General features: G+C 71.2%; 26 protein-coding genes, 1 tRNA gene and 1 pseudogene. 10 read left to right on the forward strand and 18 right to left on the reverse strand.

What is annotated here, in order from left to right:
* Positions 1 to 28: 28 nt before the first annotated feature.
* Positions 29 to 742: a DUF2652 domain-containing protein gene (locus tag ASG94_RS17100; RefSeq protein ID WP_056927660.1), complete on the forward strand. Its 714-nt coding sequence runs from the start codon at positions 29 to 31 to the stop codon at positions 740 to 742.
* A gap of 33 nt (positions 743 to 775) precedes the next feature.
* Here the strand turns inward: ASG94_RS17100 and ASG94_RS17105 are convergent.
* Positions 776 to 861 (reverse strand) — tRNA-Leu (locus ASG94_RS17105).
* Positions 862 to 939: 78 nt separating this feature from the next.
* On the opposite strand from ASG94_RS17105, the gene ASG94_RS17110 reads away from it, so the two are divergent.
* Positions 940 to 2,274 (forward strand): M20/M25/M40 family metallo-hydrolase, encoded by a 1,335-nt coding sequence (locus ASG94_RS17110; RefSeq protein WP_056927661.1) that lies wholly within the window; start codon positions 940 to 942, stop codon positions 2,272 to 2,274.
* A 105-nt stretch (positions 2,275 to 2,379) separates the two neighbouring features.
* Here the strand turns inward: ASG94_RS17110 and ASG94_RS17115 are convergent, their stop codons facing one another.
* Complete coding sequence (locus tag ASG94_RS17115; RefSeq protein ID WP_056927662.1) at positions 2,380 to 2,607, reverse strand: DUF5703 family protein; 228 nt, start codon at positions 2,605 to 2,607, stop codon at positions 2,380 to 2,382.
* Positions 2,607 to 3,554 carry an aldo/keto reductase gene (locus ASG94_RS17120; RefSeq protein ID WP_056927663.1) on the reverse strand — a complete coding sequence of 316 codons (948 nt, stop codon included), beginning with the start codon at positions 3,552 to 3,554 and terminating at the stop codon, positions 2,607 to 2,609. Before ASG94_RS17120 ends, ASG94_RS17115 begins: the two co-directional genes overlap by 1 nt.
* A gap of 76 nt (positions 3,555 to 3,630) precedes the next feature.
* Between ASG94_RS17120 and ASG94_RS17125 the strand changes: the two genes are divergently transcribed.
* Positions 3,631 to 4,455 (forward strand): undecaprenyl-diphosphate phosphatase, encoded by an 825-nt coding sequence (locus tag ASG94_RS17125; RefSeq protein ID WP_056927664.1) that lies wholly within the window; start codon positions 3,631 to 3,633, stop codon positions 4,453 to 4,455.
* Here the strand turns inward: ASG94_RS17125 and ASG94_RS17130 are convergent.
* Positions 4,421 to 5,677, reverse strand: a complete 1,257-nt coding sequence (locus ASG94_RS17130; protein WP_056927665.1) for an MFS transporter — start codon at positions 5,675 to 5,677, stop codon at positions 4,421 to 4,423. The genes ASG94_RS17125 and ASG94_RS17130 overlap by 35 nt on opposite strands.
* On the reverse strand, positions 5,668 to 6,645 hold the full coding sequence (gene corA, locus ASG94_RS17135; RefSeq protein WP_056927666.1) for a magnesium/cobalt transporter CorA: 978 nt from the start codon (positions 6,643 to 6,645) through the stop codon (positions 5,668 to 5,670). Before corA ends, ASG94_RS17130 begins: the two co-directional genes overlap by 10 nt.
* Positions 6,646 to 6,677: 32 nt before the next feature.
* Here corA and ASG94_RS17140 point away from each other — a divergent pair, with 32 nt between their 5' ends.
* Genes ASG94_RS17140 through mshC form a run of 4 tightly spaced genes read left to right on the forward strand, consistent with a single transcriptional unit; the run spans position 6,678 to position 10,037 of the window.
* On the forward strand, positions 6,678 to 7,406 hold the full coding sequence (locus ASG94_RS17140) for a histidine phosphatase family protein (RefSeq protein ID WP_056927667.1): 729 nt from the start codon (positions 6,678 to 6,680) through the stop codon (positions 7,404 to 7,406).
* A gap of 10 nt (positions 7,407 to 7,416) precedes the next feature.
* Positions 7,417 to 7,998 (forward strand): DUF3090 domain-containing protein, encoded by a 582-nt coding sequence (locus ASG94_RS17145; protein WP_056927668.1) that lies wholly within the window; start codon positions 7,417 to 7,419, stop codon positions 7,996 to 7,998.
* A gap of 7 nt (positions 7,999 to 8,005) precedes the next feature.
* On the forward strand, positions 8,006 to 8,779 hold the full coding sequence (locus ASG94_RS17150; protein ID WP_056927669.1) for an SCO1664 family protein: 774 nt from the start codon (positions 8,006 to 8,008) through the stop codon (positions 8,777 to 8,779).
* 19 nt (positions 8,780 to 8,798) lie between these two features.
* The gene (mshC, locus tag ASG94_RS17155) at positions 8,799 to 10,037 is read left to right on the forward strand and encodes a cysteine--1-D-myo-inosityl 2-amino-2-deoxy-alpha-D-glucopyranoside ligase (protein ID WP_056927670.1); all 1,239 of its coding nucleotides are present in this window, start codon (positions 8,799 to 8,801) and stop codon (positions 10,035 to 10,037) included.
* Here the strand turns inward: mshC and ASG94_RS17160 are convergent, their stop codons facing one another.
* Positions 10,038 to 10,883 carry a PAC2 family protein gene (locus tag ASG94_RS17160; RefSeq protein ID WP_056927671.1) on the reverse strand — a complete coding sequence of 282 codons (846 nt, stop codon included), beginning with the start codon at positions 10,881 to 10,883 and terminating at the stop codon, positions 10,038 to 10,040.
* A 415-nt stretch (positions 10,884 to 11,298) separates the two neighbouring features.
* On the opposite strand from ASG94_RS17160, the gene metH reads away from it, so the two are divergent.
* On the forward strand, positions 11,299 to 14,982 hold the full coding sequence (gene metH / locus ASG94_RS17165; protein WP_235537314.1) for a methionine synthase: 3,684 nt from the start codon (positions 11,299 to 11,301) through the stop codon (positions 14,980 to 14,982).
* Here metH and ASG94_RS17170 read toward each other — a convergent pair.
* From ASG94_RS17170 to ASG94_RS17180, 3 genes are all read right to left on the reverse strand, one after another.
* Positions 14,964 to 15,653, reverse strand: coding sequence for a histidine phosphatase family protein (locus tag ASG94_RS17170; RefSeq protein WP_056927673.1), 690 nt, complete (start codon positions 15,651 to 15,653; stop codon positions 14,964 to 14,966). The two genes, metH and ASG94_RS17170, sit on opposite strands and share 19 nt — an antisense overlap.
* Positions 15,654 to 15,676: 23 nt before the next feature.
* Positions 15,677 to 16,078: a hypothetical protein gene (locus tag ASG94_RS17175; protein WP_056927674.1), complete on the reverse strand. Its 402-nt coding sequence runs from the start codon at positions 16,076 to 16,078 to the stop codon at positions 15,677 to 15,679.
* Positions 16,079 to 16,159: 81 nt separating this feature from the next.
* Entirely contained in the window at positions 16,160 to 16,993 is an 834-nt protein-coding gene (locus ASG94_RS17180; RefSeq protein WP_235537308.1) for an SGNH/GDSL hydrolase family protein, read from the reverse strand.
* Positions 16,994 to 17,208: 215 nt separating this feature from the next.
* Here ASG94_RS17180 and mptB point away from each other — a divergent pair, with 215 nt between their 5' ends.
* Positions 17,209 to 18,642 carry a polyprenol phosphomannose-dependent alpha 1,6 mannosyltransferase MptB gene (mptB, locus tag ASG94_RS17185; protein ID WP_082624280.1) on the forward strand — a complete coding sequence of 478 codons (1,434 nt, stop codon included), beginning with the start codon at positions 17,209 to 17,211 and terminating at the stop codon, positions 18,640 to 18,642.
* Here the strand turns inward: mptB and ASG94_RS17190 are convergent.
* Positions 18,591 to 19,727, reverse strand: coding sequence for a glycosyltransferase (locus ASG94_RS17190; RefSeq protein ID WP_082624281.1), 1,137 nt, complete (start codon positions 19,725 to 19,727; stop codon positions 18,591 to 18,593). The genes mptB and ASG94_RS17190 overlap by 52 nt on opposite strands.
* 4 nt (positions 19,728 to 19,731) lie before the next feature.
* A complete protein-coding gene (locus ASG94_RS17195) occupies positions 19,732 to 20,853 on the reverse strand; it encodes a glycosyltransferase family 4 protein (protein ID WP_056927677.1) in 1,122 nt (373 codons plus the stop codon).
* A 322-nt stretch (positions 20,854 to 21,175) separates the two neighbouring features.
* Between ASG94_RS17195 and ASG94_RS22465 the strand changes: the two are divergent.
* A pseudogene (locus ASG94_RS22465) lies at positions 21,176 to 21,560 on the forward strand (IS1380 family transposase); the annotation flags it as partial.
* 43 nt (positions 21,561 to 21,603) lie between these two features.
* Here the strand turns inward: ASG94_RS22465 and ASG94_RS17205 are convergent.
* The 7 genes from ASG94_RS17205 to ASG94_RS17230 all read right to left on the reverse strand — a co-directional run bounded on the left by ASG94_RS17205 (position 21,604) and on the right by ASG94_RS17230 (position 26,837).
* On the reverse strand, positions 21,604 to 22,914 hold the full coding sequence (locus tag ASG94_RS17205) for a hypothetical protein (RefSeq protein WP_156411651.1): 1,311 nt from the start codon (positions 22,912 to 22,914) through the stop codon (positions 21,604 to 21,606).
* Positions 22,914 to 23,213 carry a hypothetical protein gene (locus ASG94_RS17210; protein ID WP_056927680.1) on the reverse strand — a complete coding sequence of 100 codons (300 nt, stop codon included), beginning with the start codon at positions 23,211 to 23,213 and terminating at the stop codon, positions 22,914 to 22,916. Before ASG94_RS17210 ends, ASG94_RS17205 begins: the two co-directional genes overlap by 1 nt.
* A 116-nt stretch (positions 23,214 to 23,329) precedes the next feature.
* Positions 23,330 to 23,818 (reverse strand): hypothetical protein, encoded by a 489-nt coding sequence (locus ASG94_RS17215; RefSeq protein WP_235537309.1) that lies wholly within the window; start codon positions 23,816 to 23,818, stop codon positions 23,330 to 23,332.
* Between the two features lie 61 nt (positions 23,819 to 23,879).
* Positions 23,880 to 24,293, reverse strand: coding sequence for a single-stranded DNA-binding protein (locus ASG94_RS17220; protein ID WP_056927682.1), 414 nt, complete (start codon positions 24,291 to 24,293; stop codon positions 23,880 to 23,882).
* A gap of 121 nt (positions 24,294 to 24,414) precedes the next feature.
* Positions 24,415 to 24,735 (reverse strand): hypothetical protein, encoded by a 321-nt coding sequence (locus ASG94_RS21410; RefSeq protein WP_082624282.1) that lies wholly within the window; start codon positions 24,733 to 24,735, stop codon positions 24,415 to 24,417.
* Positions 24,736 to 24,857: 122 nt separating this feature from the next.
* Positions 24,858 to 25,523, reverse strand: coding sequence for a hypothetical protein (locus ASG94_RS17225; RefSeq protein ID WP_056927683.1), 666 nt, complete (start codon positions 25,521 to 25,523; stop codon positions 24,858 to 24,860).
* A 273-nt stretch (positions 25,524 to 25,796) separates the two neighbouring features.
* Positions 25,797 to 26,837 (reverse strand): DNA polymerase III subunit beta family protein, encoded by a 1,041-nt coding sequence (locus ASG94_RS17230; RefSeq protein ID WP_056927684.1) that lies wholly within the window; start codon positions 26,835 to 26,837, stop codon positions 25,797 to 25,799.
* Positions 26,838 to 26,987: the final 150 nt, after the last annotated feature.

Consider the following 26,987-nt stretch of genomic DNA (forward strand, 5'->3'; position numbering starts at 1 on the left):
GTGGCGTCCGGGTCTGCGACTGTGAGGCATGTCGTCGGTCCGCGCCCTCATGCTCATCGCGGACATCGGCGGCTACACCGAGTACATGAGCACCCACCGGATGAGCCTCGCGCACGCGCAGGTCAACACCGGTCGCCTCCTGGAGCGGGTGATCGACGCGGCGCCCGGCCTCGAGCTGATCGAGATCGAGGGCGATGCCGCGTTCCTGTACCGCGAGGCCGGCTCGACGGCCCCGGACCTGCTGGTCCGCGAGGTCACGGACCTGGCCGCGGCCATGCACCGGGCCTTCCACCTCGAGCGTGAGTACGTCGCGCGCAACCTCTGCCCGTGCTCCGGGTGCAAGCAGGCGGCCAACCTCACGCTCAAGTTCGTGGCCCACGTCGGCGACGTCGCCACCCAGACCATCCGCCAGCGCCGCAAGCTCGTCGGCATCGACGTCATCCTGGTCCACCGGCTGCTGAAGAACACGGTCCCGGTGCGGGAGTACGTGCTGCTCACCGACGACCTCCTGCACGACTCGTCCAGCCTCCGCGACTCGACGAGGGAGATCTCGCCGGACGTCGAGGGCTTCGGGCCGGTCCGGGCCCACTACGTCGACGTGATGTCCCTGGACCCAGCCGCAGCGCCGCTCCCGGGCCCTACGTGGCGGGGACGCCTGGCGCGCACGGCGTACGCCGCGGGTGCCGGCCTGCCGTACATGCTCGGCCGCCGGCGCCGGCACCCCGTGGGGGCGGCCAAATGAAGAAAAGGCCCCGTGGAGCCGGGGCCTTCTCAGTGTCCGAGGGGGGACTTGAACCCCCACGCCCTAATACGGGCACTAGCACCTCAAGCTAGCGCGTCTGCCAATTCCGCCACCCGGACGAGTGCTGGAGAACCGTAGCAAAGCGCCGACCCAATGCTCGAATCGGGGTCGCCCGTCCTCTGGGGCAGGATGGGGCCATGGCTGACGAGACCTCGGTGACCTCGATCGATCCCGCCCACGACCCCGCCGCGGAGGTGGTCGAGCTGTGCCGGGAGCTGATCCGGATCGACACCTCCAACTACGGCGACGAGGAGGGCCCGGGGGAGCGCAAGGCCGCGGAGTACGTCGCCACCCTGCTCGACGAGGTGGGCATCGAGTCGCGCCTCTACGAGTCCGAGCCGGGGCGCACGTCCCTGGTCGCCCGCTGGGGCGGGTCGTCGTCGGGCAAGCCTCCGCTGCTGGTGCACGGCCACCTCGACGTCGTGCCCGCGGCGGCCGAGGACTGGCAGGTCGACCCGTTCTCCGGCGAGGTGCAGGACGGGTTCGTCTGGGGCCGCGGGGCCGTGGACATGAAGGACTTCGACGCGATGCTGCTCAGCACCGTCCGGGCGCGTGCCCGCGCCGGCCGGCTGCCCGACCGCGAGCTGGTGCTGTGCCTGACCGCCGACGAGGAGGCCGGGGGTCACAAGGGTGCCGAGGTCATCGTCGAGCAGCACCCGGACGAGATCGCCGACTGCACCGAGGCGATCGGCGAGGTCGGCGGCTTCAGCGCCACCGTCCGCGGCCGTCGGATCTACCTCATCGAGGCGGCCGAGAAGGGCATGGCCTGGATGAAGCTCACCGCCCGCGGGCGTGCCGGCCACGGCTCGATGATCAACACCGACAACGCGGTCACCCGGCTCAGCGGCGCCGTCGCCCGCATCGGGGCGCACGAGTGGCCGGTGCGGCTCACGCCCACGATGGAGGTGCTGCTCGCCACCGTCGCGGACATCGCCGGCACCGAGGCGACGCCGGAGAACGCCCCGGCGCTGATCGAGGAGTTCGGCAGCGCCGCCCGGATGCTCGGCGCGGTGATCCGCAACACCGCCAACCCGACGATGCTCGGCGCGGGCTACAAGGTCAACGTGATCCCCACGGAGGCCACGGCCCACGTCGACGGCCGCTTCCTGCCCGGCTACGAGGACGAGTTCTTCGACACCCTGCGCGAGCTGTGCGGCGAGGGCGTGGACATCGACTTCCTGTCGCACCAGCAGCCGTGGGAGATGCCCTACGAGGGCCACCTCGTCGACGCGATGACCCGGTCCCTGCTGGCCGAGGACCCCGACGCCGTGGTCGCGCCGTACCTCATGAGCGGCGGCACCGACGCCAAGCACTTCACCAAGCTGGGGATGACGTCGTACGGCTTCGCGCCGCTGCGGCTGCCTGCGGACCTCGACTTCACCGCGCTCTTCCACGGGGTCGACGAGCGGGTGCCGGTCGACGCGCTGGAGTTCGGCGCGCGGGTGTTCGACCGGTTCCTCGACGAGCTCTGATCCCGCACCCGAGCGCGCGTGGTTGGGGACGATCCGGTGGGTGAACCGGCCGATCCACCCACCAGGTCGTCCCGAACTACGCAGGCGGGGGCGACCTACGAGGGCTCAGCCGGCGAAGAGGGTCAGCCGCTGGCGGATGATCTTGCGGCGCAGCACGACGCGGCGTACGCCGTCGTTGCCGATCCGCAGCCGATCGAGCTCCCAGCCGCCGTGCTCGGCACGCTCGACGAGCATCCGGGTGACGACGTTGCGCGAGAAGTCGCGGGGGAGCGTCATCGTCTCGAACTCCCACTCCACCCCGGCCCGCGGCGGGCGCCGGTGCGCGCGAGCCATCAGTCCCCGCTCACGTCGTCGAGGGCGTCCACGATCTCCCGCGGCAGGCTCAGCTCCTCGATCCCGAGGGCGCCGCGCAGCTGGGAGGCGGTCCGCGCGCCCACGATCGGGGAGGTGACGCCCGGCCGGTCCCGGACCCACACCAGCGCCACCTCGAGCGGCGACCAGCCCAGCCCGTCGGCCGCCCGCGCGACGCCCTCCACGATCGAGCGGCCCCGCTCGTCGAGGTAGACGCCCACGAACCCGCCGAAGTGCTCGGTGGCGCCGCGCGAGTCCGACGGCGTGCCCGATCGGTACTTGCCGGTCAGCACCCCGCGTCCGAGCGGCGACCAGGGGAGCACCCCGAGCCCGAGGGCACGGGCCGCGGGCACGACCTCGTGCTCGATCCCGCGGTTGAGCAGCGAGTACTCGACCTGGGTGGAGGCCAGCGTCGCGCGGCCCGGCACGGCGCGCTGCCAGGTGGCCGCCTGGGCGGTCTGCCAGCCGCTGTAGTTCGAGACCCCGACGTACGACGCCCTCCCGGACGTGATCGCCAGGTCCAGCGCGGTGAGCGTCTCCTCGAGCGGCGTGTCGTCGGTCCACACGTGCACCTGCCACAGGTCCACGTGGTCGACACCGAGCCGCTTCAGCGACGCGTCGAGGGAGGTGAGCAGGTGGCCGCGGGAGGTGTCGGTGACGCGCTGGCCGGTGCGGCGCGAGATGCCGGCCTTGGTCGCCAGCACGATCTCGTCACGACCCACGACGTCGCCGATGAGAGTGCCGATGAGCTCCTCGCTGGCCCCGTCGCCGTACCCGGCCGCGGTGTCGAGCAGGGTGCCGCCCGCCTCGGCGAACGCGATGAGCTGGTCGCGGGCCTCGTGCTCGTCGGTGTCGCGGCCCCACGTCATGGTGCCGAGGCCGAGCCGGGACACCTTGAGGCCGGTCGAGCCGAGAGAGCGCTGCTGCATGCGGCAGAGATTAGTCATGCACGCCACGGCGGGCCCTCCGGCTCGCCGCAATCGCCTCCCCGTAGGCTCCTGCGGCGTGTGGGATCTCCTTCAGGCCATCGTCCTCGGCACCATCCAGGGACTCACCGAGTTCCTGCCGATCTCCAGCAGTGCGCACCTGCGGATCTTCCCGGAGCTCTTCGGTTGGGGCGACCCGGGCGCCGCGTTCACGGCGGTCATCCAGATCGGCACCGAGCTGGCGGTCCTCATCTACTTCCGTCACGACATCTGGCGCATCGGCAAGGCGTGGGTGCTCTCGCTGTTCAAGCCGGAGTGGCGCGGACAGTTCGACGCCCGGATGGGCTGGTTCATCATCATCGGCTCGCTGCCGATCGTGGTGCTGGGCGTGCTGCTCAAGGACGTCATCGAGGAGGACTTCCGCAACCTGTGGATCGTCGGCACCACGCTCATCGTCATGGGCATCGTGCTCGGTCTCGCCGACCGCTTCAGCACCGACGACCGCGAGATCAAGCAGATCACCCTGCGCGACGCGCTCCTGATGGGGCTCGCGCAGGCGATGGCGCTCATCCCGGGCGTCTCGCGCAGCGGTGCGACGATCTCCATGGGCCGGGTGCTGGGCTTTCAGCGCGAGGCCGCCACCCGCTACGCGTTCCTGCTCGCCATCCCCGCGGTCGTCGGGGCCGGCCTCTTCGAGCTCAAGGAGATCCCGCACGGCGACAACACCTACGGCTGGGGCCCGACGATCGTGGCGACCGTCGTCTCCTTCGTCGTCGGGTACGCCGCGATCGCCTGGCTGCTGCGCTACGTCTCGACCAACTCCTACACGCCGTTCGTGATCTACCGCGTCGTGCTCGGTGCCGCGACCCTCATCCTGCTCGCGACCGGCGTGCTGTCCGCCTGAACGTCTGCAGCAGCAGGGCCAGCGCCACCACCTGGCTGAGGACGACCACGACGACCAGCGACGTCAGCGACCGCTCGTAGAGCCACCCCGCCCCGGCGCCGCCGATAATCGCGAGCAGCCCCTGGATGCCCGCGAACACGCCGTACGCCGTGGCCCGTCGCGGCGCCTCGACCAGGTCGGCGACGGCGGCCTTGATCGTGGAGTCCTGCACTCCGTGGGCGAAGCCCCACACGACCACGCCGGCGACGACCACGGCGAGAGTGGGGCCGAGCGCCAGGGCCGGCACCACGGCGACCAGCACCGGCACGACGAGCAGGATGCGGGCCCCGACGCGGTCGTAGGCCCAGCCGACGAGCAGGGCGGCGACCGCCTCGACCGCCATCGCGGTGGCGTAGACGAGAGAGACGGCGGCGACCGGGACGATCCCCTCCACGGTGAGGTGGTAGCCGATGATCCCGAAGGTCACCAGGGCGCCGGTGGTGAGCGAGGCGGCGACGGCGTAGCGGAAGAAGTCGCCGGGCAGGCCGGCGCCCGCGGCCTCCGCCCACCACCCGCGCTGGGGGGTCGCCTCGGCGCTGTCAGGCGCGGCCGGCGCGGCCGACGGGTCGTAGACGCTCGGGTCGGGCACCCGGTGGCGCAGGGTCAGGAGCAGCACCATGGCGATCGCCCCGGGGATCGCGAGCACGGCCATCCCCGCCCAGAGAGTGGAGGCGGCCACCACGGCGGCCACCAGCAGCGGGCCGGCGAAGGCGCCCACCTGGTCGAGGGCCTTGTGCACCCCGAAGCCGCGGCCGCGACCGACGGCGCCCGCCACGTGGGCCAGCAGGGCCGACTTGGAGGGTGAGCGCACCGCCTTGCCGAGGCGCTCCAGCAGGATCATGGTGACCGCGAACGCCAGCCCGGCGGACCCCAGCCGCGGGGCGACGAAGAGCAGCGGCACGCAGACCGCGGTGAGCCCGTAGCCGACGATGGTGAGCGTCCAGTAGCGCCCGGTCCGGTCGGCCACGGGGCCGAACACCAGGCGCAGCACCAGCGCCATCGCCTCGCCCGCGCCCGTCACCACCCCGACGACCACCGCCGAGGCGCCCAGCGCCGCCAGCACCGGGCCGTACATCGACCGGGCGCCCTCGTAGACCATGTCGGCCGCCAGGCTGACGAAGCCGAACCACCACACGACCCGCCAGGCGCTCAACCGGGGAACGGGGGCCTCGCTCAGAGCCATCCAGACCTCTTGAAGAACCACAGCAGGAACGCCGAGGCCCCCACCATCAGCGCGATGGCGAAGGCGTAGCCGTAGTCCCAGTGCAGCTCGGGCATGTGGTCGAAGTTCATCCCGTAGACCCCCGCGATGAGGGTGGGTACGACGACGAGCGCGGCGCCGGCGGAGATCTTGCGCATGTCCTCGTTCTGCTGGACCGAAATGCGCGCGAGATGGGCGTCGAAGGCCGTGGACAGCAGCCCGTCGAGGTTGTCGATGACCTCCGAGACGCGCTGGAGGTGGTCGGAAACGTCGCGGAAGTAGGTGGCGGTCTTCTCGTCGATCCCGCCCAGCTCCGCCAGGGCGAAGCGGCGCATGGGGTCGCGGAGCGGCATGACCGCGCGGCGTACCTCGGCGATCTCGCGCTTGAGGGTGTAGATGCGCACCGAGTCGTCGGTGCGGGCGGGGGAGAAGACGGACGCCTCGACCTCGTCGACGTCGATCTCCAGGGCGGCGCCGACCTTCTCGTACTCGTCCACCACGCGGTCGCAGATCGCGTACATCACCGCCATCGGCCCGTGCTCGAGCACCTGGGCCCGCTGCTCCAGGTCGCGCCGCGACGTGGCCAGGTCGATGCCCTGGCCGTGCCGGACGGTGACCACGAAGTCGCGCCCGATGAAGAGGTTGATCTCCCCGGTCTCCACGGCGTCGTGCTCGTCGACGTACCAGAGGGTCTTGAGGACGAGGAAGATCGTGTCGCCGTACCGCTCGACCTTGGGACGCTGGTGGGAGTCGCCGGCATCCTCCACGGCCAGCGGGTGCAGGTCGAAGGTGGCGGCGATCTGCTGCAGCTCCTCCCGGGACGGGTCGTGGATGCCCACCCACTGGAAGTCGCCGGTCCCGCACGGGACGCGTGCGTGCCCGAGGCTCGGGTCCCCGTCGTCGAGGGGGACGCGCACGCCGTCGTGGTACAGCGCGTTGTCGACGATCACCCTGTCAGGCTAGTGCCATTAGGGTCACCGGCATGGCAACCGTGATCCTCGTGCGACACGGCCGCACCACCGCCAACGCCACCGGCGTGCTGGCGGGTCGGCTCGCCGGCGTCCGGCTCGACGAGCGCGGCACCGAGCAGGCCGCAGCGACCGGTGCGCGGCTCGCGCCGGTGCGGCTGGCGGCCGCCGTGTCCAGTCCCCTCGAGCGCTGCAAGCAGACGACGCGCGCCGTGCTGGCCGCCCAGTCCGGCGACGTGGCCGTCACCACCGAGCGCCGCCTCAGCGAGTGCGACTACGGCGAGTGGCAGGGCCGCGCCCTCAAGGACCTCGCCAAGGAGCCGTTGTGGAAGGTCGTTCAGTCGCAGCCGTCTGCGGTCACCTTCCCGGGCGGGGAGTCGATGCGGGCGATGCAGGACCGCGCCGTCGAGGCCGTCCGCCGCCACGACCGGCTCGTCGAGGAGCAGCACGGCCCCGGGGCGGTGTGGCTGGCGGTGAGCCACGGCGACGTGATCAAGGCGATCCTGGCCGACGCCCTCGGCACCCACCTCGACCTCTTCCAGCGCATCCAGGTCGACCCGGCGTCGGTGTCGATCGTGCGCTACACCGAGTCGCGGCCCTACGTCCTGGGCACCAACACGTCCGCGGGCGACCTGTCGTGGCTGAGCCCGCCGGCGAAGAAGCGGGCCGGCAGCCGTCGTCGTACGGCGGACGCACCGGTCGGCGGCGGAGCCGGGCCGGAGTCGTCCCCGGCAGGGTCCTAGGGTGAGTGGCATGCCTCTCGTCCACGCCTTCGACCCGCCCGAGCGCTTCGTCGCCGGCACCGTCGGCGAGCCCGGTCACCGGACCTTCTTCCTGCAGGCCCGAGACGGGGCCCGCGTCACCAGCGTCGCCCTGGAGAAGCAGCAGGTCGAGGCGCTGGCCGAGCGCGTCGACGAGCTGCTCGACGAGGTGATGCAGGCCGCCGGCGGCAGTGCCCTCGTGCCGGCCGTCGCGCCGTTCGACCTCGTCGACAACGAGCCGCTGGAGCAGCCGATCGAGGAGGAGTTCCGAGCCGGCACGATGACGCTGTCCTGGGACTCCTCGACCGAGCGCATCGTCATCGAGGTCTTCCCCTTCACCGAGGCGGCCGTGGTCTCCCCGGAGCAGGTCGACGAGGACCTCGAGGAGCCGGAGCCGGACGAGATCTTCCTGGTCCGCCTGACCGCCGGCGCCGCCCGCGCGTTCGTCGGCCGGGCCCGCACCGTGATCGGCGCCGGGCGCCCCGACTGCCCGTTCTGCGGCAACCCCGTGGACCCCGACGGCCACCTGTGCGTCCGGGCCAACGGCTTCAAGCGCCGAGACCCGCAGGCCTGACCCGGACGTGGCCGAGCCCACCGGTGGCGACGTCCTGGCCGGGGAGATCACCCTCCACGGCCGGGTGATGCCCGCCTCCAACGCCACCTTCGTCGGCGAGATCGACGGCGTGCGGTGCGTCTACAAGCCGATCCGCGGCGAGCGCCCGCTGTGGGACTTCCCGGACGGCACGCTCGCGGCGCGCGAGGTGGCGTCGTACGCCGTGTCCGAGGCCTTCGGCTGGGACGTCGTCCCGCTCACCGTCCTCCGTGAGGGGCCGCACGGCCCCGGCATGGTCCAGCTCTGGCGCGAGCCCGACCCGGCCCAGGACGCCGTCGACCTCGTCCCCGAGGGACGGGTCCCGGCGGGCTTCCGGCACGTCTTCGACGGCCTCGACGAGTCCGACCGGCCGATCGCGCTCGTCCACGAGGACTCCGACGCGCTGCGGCGGATGGCCGTGTTCGACGTCGTGGTCAACAACGCCGACCGCAAGGGCGGCCACGTGCTGGCCATGCCCGACGGGCACCGCTACGGCGTCGACCACGGGGTGACCTTCCACGTCGAGCACAAGCTGCGCACCGTCCTGTGGGGCTGGGCGGGGGAGCCGCTCACCGAGGAGGAGGTCGCCGGCGTCGAGAAGGTGCTCGACGCGCTGCGCGGCGACCTGGGTGAGCTGCTCGAGGACATGCTCGCCGTCGACGAGGTGGAGGCCACCCGCCGGCGCGCCGAGCGCCTGCTGCGCACCGGCGTGCTGCCGGACCCGCAGGGGTCGTGGCCGGTCATCCCCTGGCCGCCGTTCTAGGCCGGATAGGCTGCCCGGCATGCGCAGCTGGTCTGATCCCGACGTCCCGACCCTCCCCGTCAGCGGCCCCGTCGTGCGGGTCCACGACACCGCCACGAGGGAGCTCGTCGAGACCCGCCCCGAGGGTCCGGCCCGGCTCTACGTCTGCGGCATCACGCCGTACGACGCCACCCACATCGGCCACGCCGCGACGTACGTCGCCTTCGACCTGCTCAACCGCGCGTGGCGCACCGCCGGCCACGAGGTGACCTACGTCCAGAACGTCACGGACGTCGACGACCCGCTGCTGGAGCGGGCCACCAAGGTCGGTGTGGACTGGGTCGAGCTGGCCGAGCGGGAGACCGAGCTCTTCCGCCACGACATGGAGGCCCTGCGGGTCCTGCCCCCGGCCGAGTACGTGGGTGCGGTGGAGTCGATCCCGCTCGTCATCGACCTCATCCAGCGGCTCCAGGAGGTTGGCGCCGTCTACCAGGTCGAGACCGACCTCTACTTCTCCGTCACCGCCGACCCGGCCTTCGGCGACGTGTCCGGCTGGGACCGCGAGACCATGCTGCGCGTCTTCCCCGACCGCGGCGGCGACCCCGACCGGCCCGGCAAGAAGGACCCGCTCGACTGCATCGTGTGGCGCGGCGAGCGCGAGGGCGAGCCGTCCTGGGCCAGCCCGTTCGGCCCCGGCCGGCCCGGCTGGCACATCGAGTGCACCGCCATCGCCCTGGAGCACCTCGGCACGGCCTTCGACGTCCAGGGCGGCGGCAGCGACCTCGTCTTCCCGCACCACGAGATGAGCGCCGGCGAGGCCCAGGTGGCCGGCTCCGGCGAGCGCTTCGCGCGGGCCTACCTCCACGCCGGGATGGTCGCCTACGACGGCGAGAAGATGTCGAAGTCCCGGGGCAACCTCGTCTTCGTGTCGGCGCTGCGCAACAGCGACGTCGACCCGATGGCCATCAGGCTGGTGCTGCTGCGCCACCACTACCGCAGCGACTGGGAGTGGACCGACGCCCAGCTCTGGGACGCCGTGGAGACCCTCGACTCGTGGCGCAAGGCCTTCTCGCTCGGCGCCGGGGCCCCCGCGGGGCCGGTCGTCGACGCCGTGCTCACCGCGCTGGCCGACGACCTCGACGCGCCCACGGCCGTCGCGGCGGTCGAGGGCTGGGTGGCCGCGACCCTCGGGGACCACGGGCTCGCCGACACCAGCGACCGGGACGCGGCCGCGACCCTGCTGCCGGTGCTCGACGCGGCGCTCGGTCTCGCCCTCTGATCAGTCCTGGTCGCGGCGCTTGAGGTAGCGCTCGAACTCCCGGGCGATCGCCTCGCCGCTGGCCTCGGGCAGGTCGGCGGTGTCCCGGGTCTCCTCGAGGGCGCGGATGTAGTCGGCGACGTCCTCGTCCTCCTCGGCGAGCTCGTCGACCCCCCGCTCCCACGCCTTGGAGTCCTCGGGCAGGTCGCCGAGCGGGATGCTGCACTCCAGCAGGTCCTCGAGGGCCCCGATGAGGGCGAGCGTGGCCTTGGGGCACGGCGGCTGGGCGACGTAGTGGGGCACGGCCGCCCAGTAGGACGCCGAGGGGATGTCGAGCTGGACGCAGGCGTCGGAGAAGACGCCCACGATCCCGGTGGGACCCTCGTACGTCGACTGCTCGAGCTTGAGGCGGTCCACCAGCTCGGGCTCGGTGGCGGTGCCGGTGACGGGGATGGGCCGGGTGTGGGGCGCGTCCGCGAGCAGCGCTCCCAGGGTCACCACCAGCTCGCCGCCGAGGTCGTCGCAGGCCGCCAGCAGCTCGGCGCAGAACTGGCGCCAGCGCATGTTGGGCTCGATCCCGCGGACGAGGATGACGTCGCGGTGCAGGCCCGGGGGAGAGGCGATGGCGATGCGCGTGGTCGGCCAGGTGAGCCTGCGGTGGCCGTGGTCGTCGGTGCCGACCATGGGCCGGTTGACCTGGAAGTCGTAGAACTCCTCGGGATCGATCGCCCCGATCACCGTGGCGTCCCACACGGCCATGAGGTGGTCGACGACCGCGGAGGCCGCGTCGGCCGCGTCGTTCCAGCCCTCGAAGGCCGCGATCACCACGGGGGACACCAGGTCCTGGACATCGTCGAACTCGATCACCGTTCCAGCGTAGTCCGCGAGGAGCGCCGGGCGAGGGAGAGCGGCGGGTCCGGGACCGAGCGTCGCCGCCCCCGTCACGGCGACGATCGCTCCCCTCCAGGCCCCCCACCCCCTGATCGGATGCCCGTCGGCCCACGGTAGGTCGCTCCCCGGCGGATCGGAATCACCCGTCCGGGTGGACGAGGAGACCCGGGCGGGCCATGCACGGATGCCGTCCGGCAGCCGTCGGGCGTCCGGGTGGGGGTCCCGGGGATTTAGGGGCCGGACCGGGGCGGTGTCACGATCTGGGAAGGGTGTCCACCCCGTGGACGCCGAACCTAGGCTGGCACCCCAGCCGAGAGGAGCCGAGAGGCCTGTGAGTCCCGAGCCCACGATCCAGCACCGTCCCGATGCCACCGAGGAGCTCGCCGCCGCCATGCGCGAGCGCATCCTGGTCATCGACGGCGCCATGGGCACGGCGATCCAGCGCGACCGGCCCGACGAGGCCGGCTACCGGGGCGAGCGCTTCGCCGACTGGGACAGCGACCTCGTCGGCAACAACGACCTCCTGACGCTCACGCAGCCGCACATCATCGAGGGCATCCACCGCGAGTACCTCGAGGCCGGCGCGGACATCATCGAGACCAACACGTTCAACGCCAACGCGATCTCGCTGTCCGACTACGGCATGGCCGAGCTGGCCTACGAGCTCAACCTCGAGGCTGCCCGCCTGGCCCGCCGGGTCTGCGACGAGGTCGGCGCGCAGACCCCCGACCGGGTCCGGTACGTCGCCGGCGCGCTGGGGCCGACGACCCGGACCGCGTCCATCTCCCCGGACGTCAACGACCCCGGCGCCCGCAACGTCACCTACGACCAGCTCGTGGCGGCGTACTCCGAGGCGACCCGCGGCCTGCTCGACGGCGGCGCCGACCTGATCATCATCGAGACGATCTTCGACACGCTCAACGCCAAGGCGGCGATCTCCGCGGTCGACCAGGTCTTCACCGACCTGGGCCGCCGCTGGCCCGTCGTGGTCAGCGGCACCATCACCGACGCCTCCGGTCGCACGCTGTCGGGGCAGACCACCGAGGCGTTCTGGAACTCCGTGCGGCACGCCCGGCCGCTGCTGGTCGGGCTCAACTGCGCGCTCGGGGCCCGGGAGATGCGCCCGTACGTCGCAGAGCTGTCGCGGATCGCCGACGTCTTCGTCTCGGCGTACCCCAACGCCGGGCTGCCCAACGCCTTCGGTGAGTACGACGAGGCGGCCGAGGAGACCGCGGCCGTCGTCTCGGAGTTCGCCGCGAGCGGTCTGGTCAACCTCGTCGGCGGCTGCTGCGGGACGACTCCCGCCCACATCCGCGCCATCGCGGAGGCGGTGGCCGACAAGGCGCCGCGGGTGCCGGCGGAGGTGGCCCCGGCCATGCGCCTGTCCGGCCTGGAGCCGTTCACGGTCACTCCGGACAGCCTGTTCGTCAACGTCGGCGAACGCACCAACATCACCGGCTCCGCGCGGTTCCGGACCCTGATCAAGGACGGCGACTACGACACCGCCCTGTCGGTCGCCGCGCAGCAGGTGGAGAACGGCGCGCAGGTCATCGACGTGAACATGGACGAGGGGATGATCGACGGGGTCGCGGCCATGGACCGCTTCCTCAAGCTGATCGCCTCCGAGCCCGACATCAGCCGGGTGCCGGTGATGGTCGACTCCTCCAAGTGGGAGGTCATCGAGGCCGGCCTCAAGTGCGTGCAGGGCAAGGCCATCGTCAACTCGATCTCCATGAAGGAGGGCGAGGAGAAGTTCCGCGAGCAGGCCCGGCTGTGCCGCCAGTACGGCGCGGCCGCGGTCGTCATGGCCTTCGACGAGGACGGCCAGGCCGACAACCTCGAGCGTCGCAAGCAGATCTGCGAGCGGGCGTACCGGATCCTGGTCGACGAGGTCGACTTCCCGGCCGAGGACATCATCTTCGACCCCAACGTCTTCGCCGTGGCGACCGGCATCGAGGAGCACGCGTCGTACGGCCTCGACTTCATCGAGGCCACCCGGTGGATCAAGCAGAACCTGCCGGGCGCGAAGGTCAGCGGCGGCATCTCCAACGTGTCCTTCTCGTTCCGCGGCAACAACCCGGTGCGCGAGGCGATCCACGCCGTCTTCCTGTTCCACGCCATCGAGGCGGGGCTCGACATGGGCATCGTCAACGCCGGCGCGCTGACCGTCTACGACGAGGTCGACCCCGCGCTGCGGGAGCGGATCGAGGACGTCGTCCTCAACCGACGCCCCGACGCCGCCGAGCGGCTGCTGGAGATCGCGGAGGAGCACAACCGCACCGGCGAGGCCGCCGAGGTCGCCGAGGACGAGTGGCGCAGCCTGCCGATCGGGGAGCGGATCACCCACGCGCTGGTCAAGGGCATCGACGCCCACGTCGAGGCCGACACCGAGATCCTGCGGGCCGAGATCGCCGAGCGCGGCGGTCGTCCGATCGAGGTGATCGAGGGACCGCTGATGGACGGGATGAACGTCGTCGGCGACCTGTTCGGCGCCGGCAAGATGTTCCTGCCGCAGGTCGTCAAGAGCGCCCGGGTGATGAAGAAGGCAGTCGCCTACCTCATCCCGTACATCGAGCAGGAGAAGCTCGACAACCCCGAGTACGCCACGGCCAAGGACACCAACGGCACGATCGTGATGGCCACCGTCAAGGGCGACGTCCACGACATCGGCAAGAACATCGTCGGCGTGGTGCTGCAGTGCAACAACTACGAGGTCATCGACCTCGGGGTGATGGTGCCTGCGCAGAAGATCCTCGACACCGCGGCCGAGGTGGGTGCCGACATCATCGGCCTGTCCGGGCTCATCACGCCCTCGCTCGACGAGATGGTCACCTTCGCGACCGAGATGCAGCGCCAGGGCCTCGAGATCCCGCTCATGATCGGCGGCGCCACGACGTCGCGCGCGCACACGGCCGTCAAGGTCGACCCGCGGTACGACGGCCCGGTGGTCTGGGTCAAGGACGCCTCGCGCTCGGTGCCCACCGCCGCCGCGCTGTTGCACCCCGAGCAGCGGACGCGGCTGCTGGCCGACGTCAAGGCCGACTACGACTCGCTGCGCACCCGGCACTCGGCCAAGCACGACCGGCCGATGCTCACCCTCGACGCCGCCCGTGACAACGCGACGCCGGTCGACTGGAGCGACTACGCGCCGCCGGCACCCCGCCAGTCCGGCGTGCACGTCCTCGACGACTACGACCTCGGCGAGCTGCGCGACTACATCGACTGGCAGCCGTTCTTCAACGCCTGGGAGATGAAGGGGCGCTTCCCCGACATCCTCAACAACCCGACCACCGGTGAGGTGGCCCGCAAGCTGTACGACGACGCGCAGGCCATGCTCGACCGGGTCGTCGAGGAGGGGTGGCTGACCGCCCGCGGGGTCTACGGGTTCTTCCCGGCCGGGGGCGTGGGCGACGACGTCGAGGTCTACACCGACGACACCCGCACGGAGGTGCTCACCACGCTCCACCACCTGCGCCAGCAGGGGGAGCACCGCTCGGGCGTCCCCAACCGGTCGCTCAGCGACTTCGTGGCGCCGCGGGAGACCGGGCTGGCGGACCACGTCGGCGGCTTCGCCGTCACGGCCGGGCACGGCATCCGCGAGCGGATCGAGAAGTTCAGGGCCGAGCACGACGACTACTCCGCGATCCTGCTGGAGTCGCTGGCCGACCGGCTGGCCGAGGCCTTCGCCGAGCGCCTCCACCAGCGGGTGCGCACCGAGTTCTGGGGGCACGCGGCCGACGAGACGCTCGGCAACGACGACCTCATCGCCGAGCGCTACACCGGCATCCGCCCGGCGCCCGGCTATCCCGCGTGCCCGGACCACACCGAGAAGCTGACCCTGTGGGAGCTCCTCGACGTCGAGACGCGCGCGGGCATCGAGCTGACCGAGTCGATGGCGATGTGGCCCGGAGCGGCCGTGTCGGGCTGGTACTTCTCCCACCCGCAGTCGCAGTACTTCGTGGTGGGCCGGCTCGGTCGCGACCAGGTCGCCGACTACGCCGAGCGCAAGGGCTGGACGCTGGCCGAGGCGGAGCGCTGGCTCTCGCCCAACCTGGGCTACGACCCGGAGGACTGAGCGGGCTCGTCGTCCTCGGGGTCGAGGTCGCCCCCGGTCGGGTCCGGGGCGGCCCGGTCCTCGAGCCACGCGCCGCCGATCGGCTCGCGGTCCCACGACGTGATGACCCAGCCGTCGGCGGGGCTGCCGTCGAGGACGATGCAGCCGGTGTTGTGCAGGCCCTCGTGGACCGGGGCGTGGTCGCCGCTCGCGCGGTGGGTCACCCACGTGCGGATCGCGGCGCCGTGGCTGACGACGAGGGTCACGTCGGCGCCGCCGGCGCAGACCCGCTCGATGGCCTCGTCGTACCGGGCCAGGAACTCCGCGCCCGTCTCGCCGCCGGGCATCCGGCGCTCGAGGTCGCCGTCGAGCCACCCGCCGATGGTGCCGAGGAAGCCCTCGATCGCGGGGTGGTCGTTGCGCATCTCGAACTCGCCGGCCGCGATCTCGCGGAGCCCGTCGTGGACGACGGGCTCGAGGCCGATGGCCGCGGCGATCGGCGACGCCGTCTGGGTGGTCCGCACGGCGGTGGACACGGCGACGTGGCCGATGCCCTCGGATGCCAGCGCCTGCGCGGCCGCCTGCGCCTGGCGCAGGCCCAGCTCGGTGAGCGGGTGCCCGGGGGCCGCGGTGTCGAGCGCCGCGGTCGTGTTGGCGGACGTCTGGCCGTGGCGGAGGAGCAGCAGGCGCATGGGGGCAAGGCTAGGGGTGGGACCTACCGGCCGCGCTCGCGGTCCGACGACCGTGCCGACTCCCTCGCCGGCGTCCAGGCCACGACCAGCGCGCCGGTGACGAGGTAGACCACCTGCAGGACGTGGAACCCGCGGATGGAGGCGATCTCCCCGACGATCCAGAACACCATGACGGTTCCCGCCGTGATGCTGGCGAGCTGCCATCCGTCGCTGCCTTTCAACATCGCGGCCGCGGCGACCAGGGAGCTGCCACCGACGACAGCCATCAGGACGACGCCGGGGAGGTAGTTGCTGCGGAAGTCGGTGTGGCGGACCCAGGACTCCTGCTCGGGGATCCACTCCGTCATCAGGGCGAGCCCGCCGACCGCGGCGGTGACGCCGTTGAAGAGGAGCAGGCCGACGAGTGCCTTGCTCCTGCCCGTCATCGCTCCCCCTCCGGAGGTGCCCACGCTAGGCACAGCCCGATGCGCCCGGCAGTGCCGAAGGTCCCACGTCGCCCGGACCGGTCAGGGGGCGCCGTGCTGGTCCGCAGTCGCTGCGGGGGGATCCGGCGGGTGGTGGCCGAAGGGGAGCTGTCCGGGAGAGCCGAGCGCGGCGAGCACGCTGGGGAGCAGGGCCTTGGCCGTCCGGCGGTAGCCCGCCGCTGACGGGTGGAACCGGTCGACCGCGAACATCTGGTCGGGCTGCGTGACGAAGAAGGGGCCGACCACGTCGGCCAGGGAGACGGCATGGGCGCCCAGGCTCGTCGCGGTCACGCGCTGGGCCGCCGCGAGCTGGCGCGAGGCCAGGCGCCCGACCGCCCGGAGGGGCTGCGGCACTGCGGCCAGTGCCCCGAGGTCGGGGCAGGTGCCGACGACGACCGGCACGCCCTGCTCGTGGAGCGCTGCGACGACCTCGCTGAGGTGCCGCGTGGACACCGCGGTGCGCACCCGGTGGATGACGTCGTTGCCTCCCACGACGATGACTGCCACGTCGGCCCGGTAGCCCGCCGGGAGCGCCGCCAGCTGCGCCCGGACCATCGAGGTCTCCGCCCCCACGCACGCCCCGGTGCGCAGTCGCACCGCGCGCCGACTGGCCTTCGCGAGCCGGGTGGACAGCTGTCCGCCCAGGGTGTGCTCCGGCAGGTCGGCCCCGAGGCCGGCGGCGATCGAGTCGCCCAGCACGAGCAGGTCGAGGGGGTCGCCGTACTTCTTCTTGTAGGTGCGGTCCGCGGACGGGGCCTCCTCCCCGAGCGGCTTGCCGATGAGTCGACGTGCGACGCGGGCCTGGAGGAGGAAGGTCCGGTGACCGACCGCGCCCAGCGCCAGCAGGCCTGCGATCCCGACGGCACTCCGGGTCACCTTTGGACGCTTCGGGGGTAGCTCCAGCAGGTTCGGCGGCGAGGACATGCGCCCAGAGGACCACCGTCTCGTGTCCGGCCGGCCGACGCGCGGTGAGCGGCTGGTGTACGTCCGCCGCCACCGTCCACCACCGTCCACCACCCGCCACCGCCCCGACCCCGGCGGTTCACCCGGTCGTCGCGCCGCCTCGGCCTGCCGTCCCTAGCGTGCCGCGCATGGTCCATCGCGGGTTGGCGGGTTACGTGCTGGTGTTCGTCGGGGGACTCGTCATCTCGGTGCTCCCCTCCTCCAGTGGGGTCGCAGCACTCCCGTGGCTCTCGGACCTGAGGTCGGCGACGAGTGGTCGGATGCTCGCGATGGCGATCGTCGTGATCGGGCTCGGCCTCGCATCGTCCGCCTGGTTGCAGCTGGTCCGGGTCTCCGGTGACCGGCGGCTGGAGGAGGGCGACCGACTCGCGCTGGTTCGCCGTGCGAGCGCCTGCTGGGTCGTGCCGCTCCTGCTGGCGCCACCCATGTTCTCGCGTGACGGGTGGAGCTACGGGGCGCAGGGGGTGATGACCCACCTCGGCCTCTCGCCGTACGTCTGGGCACCGAACATCCTCGACGGGGAGATCGTCGAGGCGGTGGATCCGATGTGGCGGAGCACCCTGACGCCGTACGGACCGGTGCCCTTGATCTGGGGCTCGGCGGCCGCCGGTGTCACCGTCGACCCCTGGCTGCTCGCGGTCGCCCATCGGCTGCTGTCCCTGGTGGGCCTGGTCCTGCTCGCCTGGGCCGTCCCACGACTGGCGAGGTGGTCCGGTGTGGACGCCGCGCGCTCCTCCGCGCTGGTGCTGGCCAGCCCGCTGATGGTGGCCCACGGCGTGGCGGGGCTGCACAACGACGTGCTGATGGTGGCCGTCGGGGCGGTGGCGCTGGTGGTCGCCGTCGAGCACGGGTGGGTGCCGGGTGCGGTGCTGGTGGGCGTCGCGGCGGCGGTCAAGCTGCCGGCGGGCCTGTTCGGCATCGGCGTGGTCCTCCTCTCGCTGCCGCTGGTGGCCACGCATGCCCAACGCACCTGGCGTACGGCGGCGGTCGCCCTCGTCGCCGTCGGGACGCTCGCGGGCATCGGTGCCGTGAGCGGGCTGGGCGTCGGTTGGGTGCACGCCCTCGGGGTGCCGGGCGAGGTGCTCACCCCCATGTCGGTCTCCACCCAGCTGGGCCGCCTGGTCGAGCTGATGACCGGGCTCGACGCGGTGGCGACGGTCCGCGGTCTCGGCTCGGCGCTCCTGCTGGCGATCGCTGTCGGCGTCGCCCTGCGGGCGCGGACGGGATGTCCGCGAGCAGCGGTGCGGGCGACCGCCGGGGTGGCGCTCGCCGCCGTCGTGCTCAGTCCGGTGGTGCACCACTGGTACCTGCTGTGGTGCCTGCCCCTGCTCGCCGTCTGCCACCTGCCGCGTCGGGGCGAGCGCGTCCTGCTGCACGTGTCGTGGCTGGGCGGACTCGTGGCGCCCCTGGACTCCTCACTGGCGGGGGCGGACGGGATCATCGCCCTGGCCGTCGCCCTGGTGGCCGGGACGGCGCTGGTGCAGTCACTGGCGCACCGTCGCCACGAGGCTCAGGCGGAGGTGCGCGTCGAACCTTCGCGAGCGCCGCAGGCCGCGCGGTGAAGCGCCAGCATCGCCCGGAGCGTACGGTCCCAGCCGAAGAGCTCGGCGCGGCGCCGGGCCGCCGCGCGCCGGGTCCCGGCGGGACGGGCCACCACCCGAAGCACCGCGTCGGCGAGCGACTCGGCGTCGGGCGCAGCCCACGCACCTGAGTGCTGGTCGACGAGCTCGCGTGCACCACCGACGTCGGCCGTGACCACCGGGGTGCCCGACGCGAGGGCCTCCAGGACGGCGAGCCCGAACGTCTCGCCGGGACACACGGACAGCGCGACGTCCGCGCGCGACACCAGGCGGCTCAAGGTTGCGCGGTCGGCGACGTGCCCGTAGAAGGTGACGGCGCCCGTTCCTGCGGCGCACCGTTCCAGCTCGTCGCGCTGCGGGCCGTCGCCGTAGACGTCGAGGTGCACCGGGAGACCGCGACGGTGCAGGGCGAGGGCCGTGGCGACCGCCAGGTGGGGACTCTTCTCGCGCGAGAGCCGGCCGAAGTGCACCAGCCTGAGCCGGTCGTCGTCGGTCCGTACGGAGGAGGACGAGGGCCGGAACGTCTCGAGGTCCACACCCAGGGCGACCTGGTGGACGGGAGTGCCCGCCGCAGCGGCGAGGTCGTGGAACTCGCGCCGGGCGAAGTCGGAGGTGACGACGATGCCGTCGAAGCGGCGTACGAGCGTGCGGTTGAGCGCACCGAGGGGTGGGGCGACGCCGACGGTCCAGCCGGTGCGCAGCTCCACCATCGCGTCGAGCCGCTCGTGGGAGAACAGCAGGGACGGCACTCCCCGGCGTCGGGCCCAGCCGGTGACCGGGAGGAGGGTCGACTTGTCGGACACCTCCACGGAGGTGGGCGCGAACGCCTCCAGGGCCTCCACCACGCGCCACGGCTCCAGGATCAACCGGTAGCCGCCACCGACGCGCGGTGCGCGCACCTGGACGACGTCCCCGTTCTCGGTGGTGGTGCGGGCGTCCCGTGGTCCCGGGACGACGAGCAGCCGTTCGGCCCCGGCCGCGGCGTAGCCGGCACCGAGGGCCTCGACGGCCGTCTTCATGCCGCCGGAGGAAGGACCGATGAAGTTGGCGAGCTGGGCGATGCGCACGTGGTCAGGCCGCCGCTCCGTCGGAGCGCCGCACCAGGGCGGCGTAGTGCTGATCGACCAGCTGGTCGACGACCGCCTCCCAGCTGCGACCGGCGACCGTGCGGACCGCGTCGGCGGCCATCCGCGCCCGCAGGCCGTCGTCACGGACGAGCGTCTCGACACCACGACGCAGGGCACCGGGGTCGGTGGGGTCGTAGAGGAGGCCGGTCCGTCCGGGGGCCACCAGGTCCACGGGTCCGCCGACCGCGGGCGCGAGGACGGGGACGCCACTGGCCTGGGCCTCCTGGACGGTCTGGCAGAAGGTCTCGGACTCGCCGGTGTGCACGAACGCGTCCAGGGAGGCGAAGGCACGGGCGAGCTCGTCGCCGCGCAGCATCCCGGTGAAGGTCGCGTGCGGGAGGTGCCGCTCCAGCCACCCGCGCGCGGGTCCGTCGCCGACCACGACCAGGCGCGTCCCCGGTGTGGCGGCGACCTCGACGAGCCGTCGTACCTGCTTCTCGGGAGCCAGGCGGCCGACGTACCCGACGACGAGGGCGTCCGGATCCCCGGACGTCCAGGTCCGGCGCAGGTCCTCGCTGCGCCGGCGCGGTGAGAAGAGGTCGAGGGCGATCCCACGCCGCCACAGGTGCAGGTCGGGGACCCCGAGTGCGGCGAGCTGGTCGTGGGCGGCGGTGGAGGGCACGAGCGTCCGGTCCGCACGGCGGTGGATCCGGCCCACCCAGCGGGAGATGGCCGCGTCCGCGCGGATGCCGTACTGACGGGCGAAGCCGGCGATGTCGGTCTGGTAGACGGCCAGGGTCGGCAGGCCCAGCCGGTTGGCCGCGCGCATCCCGACCGCACCCAGGGCGAACGGTGAGGCGAGGTGCACTACGTCGGGCCGGTAGATCTCCAGCGTCCGCTGGAGGAGAGCGTCGGGGAGGCCGACCGAGAACGAGCGGTAGCCGGGGAGGCCCACGGAGCGGACCCGGACCACCGGTGCCCCGCGGTACTCCCGGGGGCCGGGCCCGGGAGCGATGACGAGGGCCTCGTGGCCGCGGTCGACCAGGCGGTCGACCGTGTGCCGGACCGTGTTGGTCACACCGTTGACCTGGGGCAGGAAGGACTCGGTGACGATGGCGATGCGCATGTCCTCACGCTCGCGTCGGGCGGTGAACGAAGGGTGATGCGGACGGCGGTGTCGGGTGAAGGGCGAGCGGCGCGTGTGCTGGCTGGATGCCGACGATGCAGGGGTGCCCCGGTCCCACGGATAGCCTCGACGACCGTGAACGCACTCCCCGCAGCAGTCCTCTGGGACATGGACGACGTAGACCCAGGATTCACGGGCATCGAGAAGCGTTGAGGTTCACGTTACCGCAGGTCAGCGTGCTGATCGACCGATTGTGACCGCATCCGCGAGCATCTGGATGCACTGAGATTCCGGGCACTCCGTTGCATGAAACGTTGCATGGCCACGCCGCGTCGTGGTCCGCCGGATCCCCGACCTCAAACCAGGCCACAAGAGCGGTCAAGAGGCGCTGTTCGACATCGGGGGTTTCCACGCGGGCCCCGCGGCCACGGTGACGCCGGACAAGACCCCCCGCGGGCACCCGATCATCGAGCAGATCCACGCCGACCTCGAGAGTTCCGCGCTGGCGCAAGACGTGCCCCCGGGCACGCTCGCTACGAACGGAGCCTGGCTCGTGCTGGCAGTGACGCGTTCACCCTGACCCGTGCCGGCGCGCCACCACCGGCTGCGGACTCGCCAGGGCCGCCACTGAGACCATCCGCCGCAAGCTCATCGCCGTACCCGCCCGAGTGGCGTCCTCAGCACGAAGAGTGACTCTGCATCTTCCCGCCGTTCATCTCTTGCCTGGGCCGGGGAACGGACGCCTGCGCACTAGAGACCGGGGACATCGGACTGCGTTCCCTTCTCGGGTGGACGGTGGATTAGGGCGGCATGGAGATCGGCCCGGCTCGCGTCTGGCGACGCCGCGGCACGCTCGGCCTGAGGCCGCAGCTGCTCACGTGCGGTTCTGATGACGTCCAGGTCGGCCGCGCGGCCGACGGGCACGAAGCGCTCGCGAACCGGATGGACCAGCCGCCCCTCGCAGTTCACCAGTCGAGGGACGGTCACGCGCTGGACGAACGCGCCGCGCTCGACACCGGTTTCGAGGACATCGCTGATGCGTTCGTCGATGCGGCGGAAGAGGGTGTTGAAGCCGCCGAGCATCCGCGGCTCGATCACGGTGGCGGACGGCAACGCCTTCATTCGGCTGACCGCGTTCGCGGCCTCTGCTGTGGCGCCGGCGCCATTGCCGAGTCTTCCCTCGACGTTGCGGAGCTCTCGCTGGATCCGCGAGTACGTCGCGGTGCGGGCTCGCCATTTCTCGGCCAGATGGGGATCGACACGCTCGGCGAACGGAATGAGTTGCGAGGTGAGCAGGCGCTGAGAGTCGACGATCAGGCGCAGGTTCATGGCGTTCGGGAACGATTTCAGTCGAACCAGGAGATTGTGCTCGGCCTGGAGCACTCCGAGGACTCCCGGCTTGCCCGGTCCGCGGATCGGCTTGACCCGCGGGCGCCAGCCGGTCTGGTCGACGCTGTAGTCGGGCTGCCCGAGACTCACGTCGAGCGCCGTTGCGAGTGCCGCCCAGCCGAGTCGGTTGCAGCCCGCGAGCGACTCCCAGTCGGGCGTGTTCCGATAGCGGCGATCGAGCACAACCAGCGCTTGGCTGATCGCCGCGACGTCACCTGCGATGGTTCGAGCCTGGGCTGCCGTGAGGTGGACGGCCAGATCGGGAGCGGTGTCGTGCTCGGCGAGTGCCGCGGCCTGTGCCGCCAGGCGCCAGTGCTCGACGGCGTCGTGCAAGCTCGGCGTCGCGATCTCCGTGCTGGATGCGGCCGGCGTAGTTGCCTGATCGCGAGCGAGCTCCAGGGCGCGGGCCAGCTCACTCAGTGCCGCGCCACGCTCGTTCGTCGCGCGGAAGGGGTCTGCGGGTCTGGGCGGGATGTTCGGGAACGTGAGCGGCTGTGCCACACGGATGGCTTGCGCGCACCAGACGACGAGCGTGCGCCTGAAGCGAAGGATCTGTTGCCCGACTTCGGCCCGCTCGGCGGACGAGTCTGCGGCGAGGCGGTGCATCACCCGGTGCTGGCGCAGCAGCGCTGCCAGCTCCGTGCGCATCTGGGCGCCGTCCTCGCCGTACATCACCCAACGTCCAGATCGTGCGCGTCGATGAGCATCGCCAAGAGGAGTTCGACCGACAGGGGGTCGACTCCGCAGTTCTCGAGCTGCCCCACGGCGTTGTTCGCGACGGCAAGCAGGATGTCGCGATCGTCTGAAAGGTCCTCAGTGTCGAGTGCCGGGCAGTCGTCGCCGTGGACGCGGTCGAGTTCCAGCAGCACCCGCTCGTACGCAGACGACGCATCGATGGTCAGTGCCCGGTCGGCGAGGGCGGCGACGTACGACCTGGCTTGCGCGAGGGTCTGTGCGTGGGGGAGAAGCATGTTCCCTCCTTCGGGGGTCGGGTGTCGACCGTGCGCCGGTGATCGCAGACGGGCGTTCGGCGGAGCGGATGCTGTGGACGAAAAGGTCGTGCAACTCGGCCACGGCACGGATCCGGTCACCCCATGAGTTGCTGGTTCGCGATTGCCTCAATCCGGCGACGCCGCAGAACGTCTTGGCGGACGAAGCCGGCGAAGTCCTTGTTCCGGTCGCGGATCTCGATTTCTCCGCCGGCGTCAGTCCCGAGCTCGCCGGGCCAGGTGGTCTGCCGAGTCGGGCGGTCGCGGTCGAGTCGAGTGCCGCAGATCGAGACCCAGTCCCGCAGCCTGCTGCGAGCTTCGGCGAACTCTCGCATCCAGTTGATGGGTGCCGACGGCGACGCCGAATCGTGATAGCAACTGAGCCAATGGCAGTGCAGTGCCGAGAGTTCCCAGACGAGTTCGTCGTGCCGATGCCAGTACGGCGGCACGATGTTGGGTGGGAGCCCGAACGTGCTCTTGAGCCACCTGACCCACTGGTCAAGGTCGCGCCACTCGATCTCGGCCTGCTCCGCGTCCAGCAGGTTCCAGTTGATCGGAACCGGCGGTCGTTCCAGGAGATCGCTCACGCTGGGGTAGCCGTCAGGGTCGTCGGCTTCTTCCGGATATGGAGTCATTGCCGCGAGTCGTTCAGAGGCCGACGGCGGGCGGCTGGGGGACAGCTGTCAGGGACCGGTCAGCAGCGTGCCGGCCGCGTTGGACGACGTAGTCGGTCTTGTTGACGTTGTGGCCGATCTTGCGGGCGACGAACTCATCCTTGATGACGCTGCCCTGGCGGCCGTCGATCTCGAACTCGTGAACGTAGCCACTGGCCACGAACGAGTCGCCCTTGCGGAAGCGGGCGTAGGTCTCGCGGGCAGTGCTCTCGAAGGTGACCATGTCGTGGAAGGTCGGGTCGAGCTTCGTGAAGCTGCCGTCGACCTCCTTGCGCCACTGCTCGATGCCGACGCGCATGCGGCAGTATTCGGCGCCGGCCCGGGTGAAGTGCAATTCGGGTGCGGAGGCGATGAAGCCCACGAGGCTCATTTGGGTGGGGATGGACATCCTGGCTCCCGATTCCGGCTGCGCCCGTTGCGCCGCGCTCAGGAGATAGGTGCGCTGGCCGCGTCAGCAGGTTCCATCGCGGCCAGCGCGGCGGAATGTCGCACGTTCGGCCGCCTGGCTGTCACTCAAGTTCGCTGGTCGGTACTCCATCGACGGGACGTCTTGCGCCTCTCGGCGTCCCGCGGTCCCACCAGTCGACCGGCGGAGCTCCGTGCAGTTGGCCCGCGGTCACCTGGACATTGCCGATGTTGCAGAACTTCCAGAGTTCTTTCGCGGCACGTGAGTAATGGAACAAGACCTCGTCGACGTCGAACGCCTTGAGTTCGCCGCTTCGGAAACGGTCAATCGCCTCGGCTACGCGCGCGACGAGCTCGGCGAGCTCCGCCTCGTGGTAGGCCGCCACCGCCTCGCGAGCTTGCTGACGATCTGACTTCTGGGACACGAACTGAGGCTAGTGCGCATCGCCGAACGAGAGAATGCGTGCGCTCGTCGCGGCAGATGAGCGTTTGCCGACGACACGCGTCGCGCGCAATGGAACGGGCCAGAAGCTTGGCGGCTCCACTCTTACCCGTTGCCAGAGTCGCCTGCAGCAAACTCGCGGATCCGAGCCGCTACCTCATCGTCGAGGGCCGGCTGGCCGGTGAGTAGCAACTCGATGGTCGGGGCCGAGAAGGACTGGGCGCCGCACCAGTCAGACTTGACCACCTCGCCGTCCGCGGACCAGTGCGTGTTGGTCGGCTGGTCGTCGATCAAGACGACGATCCGGTCGGCCTCGACCGTGGTTCCGTCTGCCAGTTCGGTCGGCTCCCGTCCGTCACGGCGTATCTCCACCGACTCCGTGCCGTCTTGTGGGGCGCCCTCCGCGAACTGGGTGTACGCCGCACCGGGACCGCCGCTGGTCAGAAGGTGGGTCAGCACTAGGTGCTCGGCGTACGCGGGAAGAGCGCCGTCCAGTGCGGGTGCCGGTTCCTTGTCGATGTGCACGCTGCCGTCGGCGGCACGGTTACCTTCGTGGCGGGTGATCTCGGCGGTGGGGCACTCGTAGGTGAACCGGGTCCACTGGTGGACGCCGCCGCTGTATTCAACGAGATGGTCGACGAAGTAGACAGGAGCGTCGTCGCCCATCTTGAAGACCGTACGGGTGCGCAGCATTCCGGACTCGACCTGCCGCAGGATCGCCCCGCAGGGACCGACGTCACCGTCGACGAAGATCTGGTACTCGAAAGTCATGGATGCATGTCTCCCATGCGCTGGTCTTGGAAAAAGAGGGTGTATCAACCGCCCACACCCCAGCGGGATCCGTCCCGCCGGTCTGGGTCCTAACACATCTCGAAAGCACCCTGGCGCAACCGCTCATCGGCATGAGCGGAAACTCGGGTCGCGGCAGATCCGGATGTTCCGAAAGGCAATCGGCTGGCGGAGTAGATCCGTTGCATGCGACGCGTTGGGCGGTCGCCGCCCAACGCGTCCGCGCCGGGATGCCCAGTAGACGTGGAGCCCTGGTCAGGCCGGCTGGTCCAGACGGACCGGCATCAGGATGGAGAGTGCGCCGTCATGTTCGGGGTTGCGGATCGCCAGTGGCGCGATCGGGTCGTCCAGCCCGAGGGTCAGTTGTTCACCTGCCTCGAGCGCCTGTAGCAGGAACTCGCGGTTCACCCCGATCACCAGTGCATCAGGATCTTCGGATGCGCCGACGTCTGCTCCGCGGGCGGTGACACTCAGCCGACTGACCTGATAGGCGACGCCGTCGTCGTCCCGGGTCAAGGTTTCGGTCGTGCCGGCGTCGAGTGCCGCCCGCAACGCCACCGCGTCTACGGGGACTTCGCGCCGACCCAGGCCGAGCCAGCTGCGGTAGGGCGGGAAGTCCACGTCCGGCACCCGTGCCCGGACGGTGACGCTCTCGCCGGACACGGTGATCGTGCCGTCGGCCACGATGACGTCGAGTGTGCCGGTCTGATCAGCGGCGAGCAGTTCATCGACTGCCGCCGTGGGCAGCAGACAATGGAGCTCGTACGGCTCCGTCGTAGGCACGGTGCTGGTGACCAGTCGGTAACGGTCGGTCGCAACCACACGTAACCGGTCGGGCTCGCTGTCGAGGAAGACTCCGTTCAGCGCCGGCTGGCTCGGGTCGCTACTCATCGCGTATCGAACCTCGCTGAGGGCTCGTTTCAGTTCAGCGGCGGGCAGGGTGCAGCGGGTCATGGTGATCTCCGGGTTGTCGAGTAGTTGATGAACGATGGAGATCTCTCTGCGGGCATCAGCCAGACCTGCTTCCAGCCGGCTGAGGTGGGTGGCCAGGATCGATGTGGCGTGACCCGGTTCGGCCAGGACCCTCCGGATGTCGTCCAGCGCTAGCCCGACCCGGCGCAGATGCGCGACCAGCCGTGCCTGAACCACCTGGCTCGGTTGGTAGAACCGGTATCCGGAAGCCGGATCGACCCTGGCCGGCTGCAACACCTCAGCACCGTCGTAGAAACGAAGCGCGCTGACAGGCAGCCCGCTCAGTGACGCCAGCCGGCCGATGCCCAGCATTTCGTTCTCCATGAGGTGAACCTCCCGTCTCAACCTGCTCGAGGGTCAAGCCCGAACATTCTGTCCCCCAAAGATCGCTGAGCTGCCGACCCAACGCACTCCTCGCCCTGGGATTCTGCAGGTTCCGGGTCACCGAAAGCGGAACCTCCTGCGGGGACACCG

It is taken from the genome of Nocardioides sp. Soil805, assembly GCF_001429625.1.
Lineage (GTDB): Bacteria > Actinomycetota > Actinomycetes > Propionibacteriales > Nocardioidaceae > Nocardioides.

Bases quoted from the DNA above. Each gene is read 5' to 3' on its own strand.
- ASG94_RS17140 (WP_056927667.1), top strand. From the start codon at position 6,678: ATGGCAACCGTGATCCTCGTGCGACACGGCCGCACCACCGCCAACGCC.
- ASG94_RS17195 (WP_056927677.1), bottom strand. From the start codon at position 20,853: ATGCGCATCGCCATCGTCACCGAGTCCTTCCTGCCCCAGGTCAACGGT.
- ASG94_RS17110 (WP_056927661.1), top strand. From the start codon at position 940: ATGGCTGACGAGACCTCGGTGACCTCGATCGATCCCGCCCACGACCCC.
- mptB (WP_082624280.1), top strand. From the start codon at position 17,209: ATGGTCCATCGCGGGTTGGCGGGTTACGTGCTGGTGTTCGTCGGGGGA.
- ASG94_RS17100 (WP_056927660.1), top strand. From the start codon at position 29: ATGTCGTCGGTCCGCGCCCTCATGCTCATCGCGGACATCGGCGGCTAC.
- ASG94_RS17175 (WP_056927674.1), bottom strand. From the start codon at position 16,078: ATGACGGGCAGGAGCAAGGCACTCGTCGGCCTGCTCCTCTTCAACGGC.
- ASG94_RS17115 (WP_056927662.1), bottom strand. From the start codon at position 2,607: ATGGCTCGCGCGCACCGGCGCCCGCCGCGGGCCGGGGTGGAGTGGGAG.
- ASG94_RS17205 (WP_156411651.1), bottom strand. From the start codon at position 22,914: ATGTACGGCGAGGACGGCGCCCAGATGCGCACGGAGCTGGCAGCGCTG.
- ASG94_RS17130 (WP_056927665.1), bottom strand. From the start codon at position 5,677: ATGGCTCTGAGCGAGGCCCCCGTTCCCCGGTTGAGCGCCTGGCGGGTC.
- ASG94_RS17170 (WP_056927673.1), bottom strand. From the start codon at position 15,653: ATGCGCCTGCTGCTCCTCCGCCACGGCCAGACGTCCGCCAACACGACC.
- ASG94_RS17120 (WP_056927663.1), bottom strand. From the start codon at position 3,554: ATGCAGCAGCGCTCTCTCGGCTCGACCGGCCTCAAGGTGTCCCGGCTC.
- ASG94_RS17230 (WP_056927684.1), bottom strand. From the start codon at position 26,837: ATGGAGAACGAAATGCTGGGCATCGGCCGGCTGGCGTCACTGAGCGGG.
- ASG94_RS17220 (WP_056927682.1), bottom strand. From the start codon at position 24,293: ATGTCCATCCCCACCCAAATGAGCCTCGTGGGCTTCATCGCCTCCGCA.
- ASG94_RS17145 (WP_056927668.1), top strand. From the start codon at position 7,417: ATGCCTCTCGTCCACGCCTTCGACCCGCCCGAGCGCTTCGTCGCCGGC.
- ASG94_RS17225 (WP_056927683.1), bottom strand. From the start codon at position 25,523: ATGACTTTCGAGTACCAGATCTTCGTCGACGGTGACGTCGGTCCCTGC.
- mshC (WP_056927670.1), top strand. From the start codon at position 8,799: ATGCGCAGCTGGTCTGATCCCGACGTCCCGACCCTCCCCGTCAGCGGC.
- ASG94_RS17210 (WP_056927680.1), bottom strand. From the start codon at position 23,213: ATGCTTCTCCCCCACGCACAGACCCTCGCGCAAGCCAGGTCGTACGTC.
- metH (WP_235537314.1), top strand. From the start codon at position 11,299: ATGCGCGAGCGCATCCTGGTCATCGACGGCGCCATGGGCACGGCGATC.